This window comes from Sphaerochaeta sp., assembly GCF_050178175.1.
Classification (GTDB): Bacteria; Spirochaetota; Spirochaetia; order Sphaerochaetales; family Sphaerochaetaceae; genus Sphaerochaeta.
In genome coordinates, this window is record NZ_JBFXGH010000199.1 from 1 (window position 1) to 2,552 (window position 2,552).

The window sequence follows — 2,552 nt, forward strand, 5'->3', positions numbered from 1 at the left end:
TATGAACAGAGAACAACTTAGCCGGATGGCAACTGGAAAAGGTTTTATCGCTGCATTGGACCAGAGTGGCGGCAGTACGCCCAAAGCACTGTTGCAGTATGGGATCCCTGAAGACGCCTATAAAACGGATAAAGAAATGTTCGATCTTGTACATGCTATGCGCACCAGAATCATTACAAGCCCCGCTTTTACCGATGCCCATATCCTGGGTGCAATTCTGTTTGAAGACACCATGGACCGGACCATTGAAGGAATGCCAACTTCTGCATACCTTTGGGAAACCAAGAGAATAGTCCCATTCCTGAAAGTGGATAAAGGTCTTGCTGAACTCTCTGAAGGAGTTCAGTTGATGAAACCCATGCCCGACCTTGGACCACTGCTTGAGAAAGCAGTCGAGCAGGGGATTTTTGGCACAAAAATGCGTTCAGTCATCAAGGAATCCAATCCGAAGGGAATCAGGAAGATTGTCGAACAGCAGTTTGAAATTGCCAGGATCATATTGAAAGCAGGCTTGGTTCCAATCATTGAACCTGAGGTCGACATCCACAGCATGGACAAGCAAGCATCTGAGAAGATTCTGAAAGCTGAACTTGTCAAGCAACTTGAACACCTCAATGAAGAGGATAGGGTCATGTTGAAGCTCTCCATACCTAGCGAACCTAACTTCTATGCTGAACTGCAGAAAGATAAGCACATGGTTCGTGTGGTGGCTCTCTCTGGAGGGTATCCTCGCAATAAGGCTAATAAGCTTCTTGCAAAGAACCATGGACTTATCGCCAGCTTCTCAAGAGCCCTCACGCAAGATCTGCATGTTGAGCAGAGTGACGAGGAGTTCAACAAGATACTTGAAACTTCAATACGAGAAATCTACGAGGCTTCCATCACCTAATGATATATGCTCCTCACTGATGAGAAATGGAATAGGTGAGGAGATACTCTTTTTGCTGGAAGTATCATTCCTGGTGCAAGCTTCCATGCTCTGTTCAATTTCAGTGGAACGGTGACCAGACAGGATGCAGAATTGCAAGCAATGCTGCTTGTACCCATCCTTGTCATTTCTGTGCTTTACAGTATCATCATCAGCCGTAAATCATCAAAGGGCCTGGTTGTGGCTGGGTAATTATTACATTTTTGGGCACGTTGCTGATGCAATTACGTTGAGCGACACGTGTGTCAGTATCTGAATATTGCTGCAACACCAGTAGTGCTTGGCATCATCTCCTTGGAAATGACCAGCACATCTCCTTTTCGAATCAAGATTAATTCAGCGATATCATCCAGGAGGTCATCAAACGCTGGGTCTCCGTATTTCACCTCTCCGGTCGCTCGGTTGATCTTTCCTGGTACTATGTTGCTTTCCTCTCTGAGCAAGGTTGCGATCCTGCTGTTGAAAGCTGCTTTTGCTACCGTGTTGAGATCTGAAGATCCATGACCTTCCGCTTCAGCCATCGCATAGGATTCAACTACCTTCAGTATCTTCTCCCTCTTGATCGGTTTGATCATCTCCAAGGCCTTGGCCTTAAGCATATCCTTGTCCAATGAATCATAGGCGTTTTCAATACCCTCAATCCAACACATACCGATTATTGCTGAGGTCCTTGAAAAGGGAAAGCAACTCTGGAAGTGAAACAACAATCTGCGGAAGTTTCGATGGCTTGCATAGAGGTCAAGTACTAAACGGTCCACATACCTGAAGAGCTTTTCAGTACCATTGTCTCTCTCTTGCTTTGCATCCCCGTGTCCTTGGTACATGGTATGGCTTCCCGTCCCACCATATGAGCCATGTGACGGATGGGAATCTGTCGGTTGGTCCCCCTGACACCTTTTCCAATGTGCGGGGTGTACCAGCGGGTAGGGTGATTTGTGAGAACCCATTGCGGTCACCTTGATAGAGCGTGAAATGAGAGCTGCTCAATCCTGATAATTGTCAGCTTTCCATTGATTGGAACGCTTTGATCAACGGCTTGTTATGAAAACTGTCTGCAACAGTGGCAAATTCCTTAACAGGGAGCTTCCTCCAGCTCATGGAACGGCTCCATGATTTGGGTGACACTATCTTTCTCATAGTCCTTGTTCAGTGATGTCACTACCGTTCTAAGCAGATTCTTGGATACAATAGGATTCTGCTAGTTTTCGCAAAGCGTCTATGTGTTGGTTGCTAGGGCGAGATAAAGGGACCTTCCTCTTGATGTACGATACTTCATCTAAAAAACACTGTGCAATTTCATAGGCCATGCTTTGCACCTTTTCCATTCGTAGAACATCGCATCTTTCAATATCGATAACCATGATATAGGAATTAATCTATCATGCATAAACCGGCGTAACGGGTAATCATGGGATTAGCATGAATGTCCTAGGTTGGTGTGGCTCGACAGTGCGATTTCAAGCTCTGCTCCATGATTTAATAAAATATGCCAGACGATACCTTATGGAGTAGTCCCTCTGCAGCAAGACCGGCTATGCACACCGCATACATCCGTGTGAATAATCAACATCAACGATGGTCAGTATGTTCTGTTTACTGAGAGAGGACGATTGAAGCAATTATA

General features: G+C 45.5%; 2 protein-coding genes. One reads left to right on the top strand and one right to left on the bottom strand.

The window, feature by feature from the left end:
• Window position 1 precedes the first annotated feature (1 nt).
• Entirely contained in the window at window positions 2–889 is an 888-nt protein-coding gene (locus AB7S66_RS12515; protein WP_428520501.1) for a fructose bisphosphate aldolase, read from the top strand.
• A gap of 284 nt (window positions 890–1,173) precedes the next feature.
• On the opposite strand, the gene AB7S66_RS12520 is transcribed toward AB7S66_RS12515, so the two are convergent.
• Complete coding sequence (locus AB7S66_RS12520; protein WP_428520503.1) at window positions 1,174–1,875, bottom strand: hypothetical protein; 702 nt, start codon at window positions 1,873–1,875, stop codon at window positions 1,174–1,176.
• Between the last annotated feature and the right edge of the window lie 677 nt (window positions 1,876–2,552).